The sequence below is a fragment of the Streptomyces niphimycinicus genome, from assembly GCF_018883605.1.
Classification (GTDB): domain Bacteria; phylum Actinomycetota; class Actinomycetes; order Streptomycetales; family Streptomycetaceae; genus Streptomyces; species Streptomyces niphimycinicus.
This window is the reverse complement of record NZ_JAHLEM010000830.1, coordinates 1-2866: the sequence shown is the minus strand read 5'-3', so window position 1 is coordinate 2866 and position 2866 is coordinate 1. Positions and strand designations below refer to the sequence as shown.

The following is a 2866-nucleotide window of genomic DNA, read 5'->3' as shown; positions in this document are numbered from 1 at the left end:
TCGCTGAGGCTCGCTCGCTCGTCATAGGTCGTCACCCGGCCCTCCTCGGCCCGTTCTCAGGGCCGTTGCCCTCGGAACGGACCGGCCCACCGCAAACGCTGACATCGGTCCCCCGCGTGGTTGCGGGGGGCGATGTCACCTATGCATTCTTGCGGTCTCCGCGGCCTCGCGTCACTCGGCTGTGGATAACCCGGGGTTATTTGTCACGCTTGTACGAGTTCGGGTGCTGAATCCCTTCATTGACCTCAGCAACCTCGGCATCCCTCAGGCGCGCGGCGTGACCTCCCGCAGCAGACCCGTCGTCACATCGAAGACGAAACCGCGGACGTCGTCGGTGTGCAGCAGGAACGGCGAGGTGCGCACCCGCTGCATCGACTGGCGGACATCGGCGTCGAGGTCCTTGAACGCCTCGACCGCCCACGACGGACGCTGGCCCACCTCCTCCTCCAGCTCATGCCGGAAGTCCTCGGTGAGGTTCAGCAGACCGCAGCCGGTGTGGTGGATGAGCACCACGCTGCGGGTCCCGAGCGCGCGCTGGCTGATGGTCAGGGACCGGATGATGTCGTCGGTGACCACACCGCCGGCGTTACGGATGGTGTGGCAGTCGCCCAGCTCCAGGCCGAGCGCCTCGTGCAGGTCCAGACGGGCGTCCATGCATGCGACGACGGCGACGCGCTGCACGGGGCGCGCGTCCATTCCGGGGTCGGTGAACTTCTCGGCGTACGTGCGGTTGGCCTCCACGAGGCGGTCGGTGACCGTGTCTCCCGTACGGGCGTCGCGGTCGGTGGACGGATTCGGCTGCGGCGCTGCTATCGGCATGATGACGACGCTACCTCTCACCAGGGGATTTTGTCTTCTCTTTAGGTAGGGCAAACGGGGGCAACGGGGTGGGCCGAGCGGGTGATGTGAGGCAACCCACAGCCCCCCGTGCCCCTCGGTGTGGTGTCCGAGGGAGGTGATGCCACCCCCGGGGCGGGACGCGCTGGCCGGTTGGTTGACCGAAGGGACGAGTGGACTAAAGTGGCGCGAAGTGGGAGGCGTGACGCTCCCCTCGGATCCCGGAATTTCGCGTGAGCGCGGTGCGTACGTACCCCTCGGCCTCCTCCCGCTCCGGTCGCCTGACGTCACTTCCCCGGCGCCAGTAGGCCACTTCCCCTTCAGAGCGGGCGGGGACCCGGAGGTGCGTACCATCCTCGCCCGATCCTCAGAAGGGCGCACCAGCAGCGCAATGAGCAGCAACGCTCTCCATGTTCCCGTCATGCTCCAGCGCTGCCTGGACATGCTGGCCCCCGCTCTCGCCCGGCCCGGCGCGGTCGTGGTCGACTGCACGCTGGGCCTCGGCGGCCACAGCGAGGCGCTGTTGCGCGACTTCCCCGAGGCCCGGCTCATCGCCCTGGACCGCGACCCGTCCGCGCTGCGCCTCGCCGGTGAGCGGCTCGCCCCGTACGGCGACCGGGCCACGCTGGTCCACGCGGTCTACGACGAGCTGCCCGAGGTCCTCGACCGGCTCGGCGTCCCGCGCGTCCAGGGGATCCTCTTCGACCTCGGCGTGTCCTCCATGCAGCTCGACGAGGCCGAGCGCGGTTTCGCCTACGCCCAGGACGCCCCGCTGGACATGCGGATGGACCAGACCACCGGAGTCAGCGCGGCGGAGGTGCTCAACACCTATCCGCCGGGCGAGCTGGTGCGCATCCTGCGGGCGTACGGCGAGGAGAAGTTCGCCAAGAAGATCGTGGACGCGGTGGTGCGCGAGCGCGCCAAGGAGCCGTTCACCAACAGCGCCCGGCTCGTCGAGCTGATCCGCGCGGCGCTGCCGCAGGCCGCCAAGCGCACCGGTGGCAATCCGGCCAAGCGCACCTTCCAGGCGCTGCGGATCGAGGTCAACGGCGAGCTCGCGGTCCTGGAGCGGGCCATTCCGGCGGCCGTGGGGACGCTCGCGGTCGGCGGGCGGATCGCCGTGCTGTCGTATCACTCGCTGGAGGACCGCCTGGTCAAGCAGGTGTTCGCGGCCGGTGCCCGCAATACGGCGCCCCCCGGGCTGCCGGTCATCCCCGAGCAGTACCAGCCCCGGCTGAAGCTGCTCACCCGCGGCGCGGAGCTGCCCACCGAGGAGGAGATCGCCGAGAACCGGCGGGCCGCCCCGGCGCGGTTCCGGGGGGCGGAGCGCATCCGGGAAGAGGTCGGTCCATGAGTACGAGGGGGACGGGGCCGAAAGGCCGGCCGGTGCCGGGAGGCGCCACGGCCAGGCGCACGCCCTTCGTGCTGCTCGTCGTGGTCCTGCTCGGCTCCGGCCTGATCGCGCTGCTGCTGCTGAACTCCTCCCTCAACCAGGGGTCGTTCGAGCTCAGCAGGCTCGAGAAGCAGACCGGGGAGCTCACCGACGAGCGCCAGGCGCTCCAGCAGGACGTCGACCAGCTCTCCGCGCCCGCCGAACTGGAGCGGCGCGCCCGGGAGCTGGGGATGGTGCCCGGCGGCAGCCCCGCCTTCCTCAACCCGGACGGCTCGGTCAGCGGGGTGCCCGCCCCCGCCTCGGGGCAGCCCTCGGTGCTCGGCGCCCCCGGCCCGGTGCTGCCGTCCCCGCTCGGCCCCACGCCGTCCCAGGCGTCGCCCGCCCGGTCCGGGGCGTCGCCCACCCCGTCCGTCCTCGCGCCGCCGACCGCCACCCCGTCCGGTGCGGGCACGGGCACGGCGTCCGTGGCCCCGTGGGGGTTGCCCACCGCCCTCTCCGCAACCTCCTCCGCTTCCGCGCAGTCCACCCCGGCCCCTCAGTAGGTGACACGGTGACGCGATCCCCAGCCCGCGCCCAGCCCGGCCCGCCCGCGCGGAGCACCGCCCGCGCGCTGTGGGCGGCCGCCGAGCCGAGGGC

General features: G+C 71.9%; 3 protein-coding genes. 2 read left to right on the top strand and 1 reads right to left on the bottom strand.

Annotated features, from left to right (window positions below; translation table 11 throughout):
- Positions 1-264 precede the first annotated feature (264 nt).
- Positions 265-819: a beta-class carbonic anhydrase gene (locus tag KN815_RS43660; RefSeq protein WP_216347297.1), complete on the bottom strand. Its 555-nt coding sequence runs from the start codon at positions 817-819 to the stop codon at positions 265-267.
- Between the two features lie 409 nt (positions 820-1228).
- Between KN815_RS43660 and rsmH the strand changes: the two genes are divergently transcribed.
- Positions 1229-2191 carry a 16S rRNA (cytosine(1402)-N(4))-methyltransferase RsmH gene (rsmH, locus tag KN815_RS43655; protein ID WP_208521968.1) on the top strand — a complete coding sequence of 321 codons (963 nt, stop codon included), beginning with the start codon at positions 1229-1231 and terminating at the stop codon, positions 2189-2191.
- A complete protein-coding gene (gene ftsL, locus KN815_RS43650; protein ID WP_216347296.1) occupies positions 2188-2772 on the top strand; it encodes a cell division protein FtsL in 585 nt (194 codons plus the stop codon). The genes rsmH and ftsL overlap by 4 nt, the downstream gene beginning before the upstream one ends.
- Positions 2773-2866: the final 94 nt, after the last annotated feature.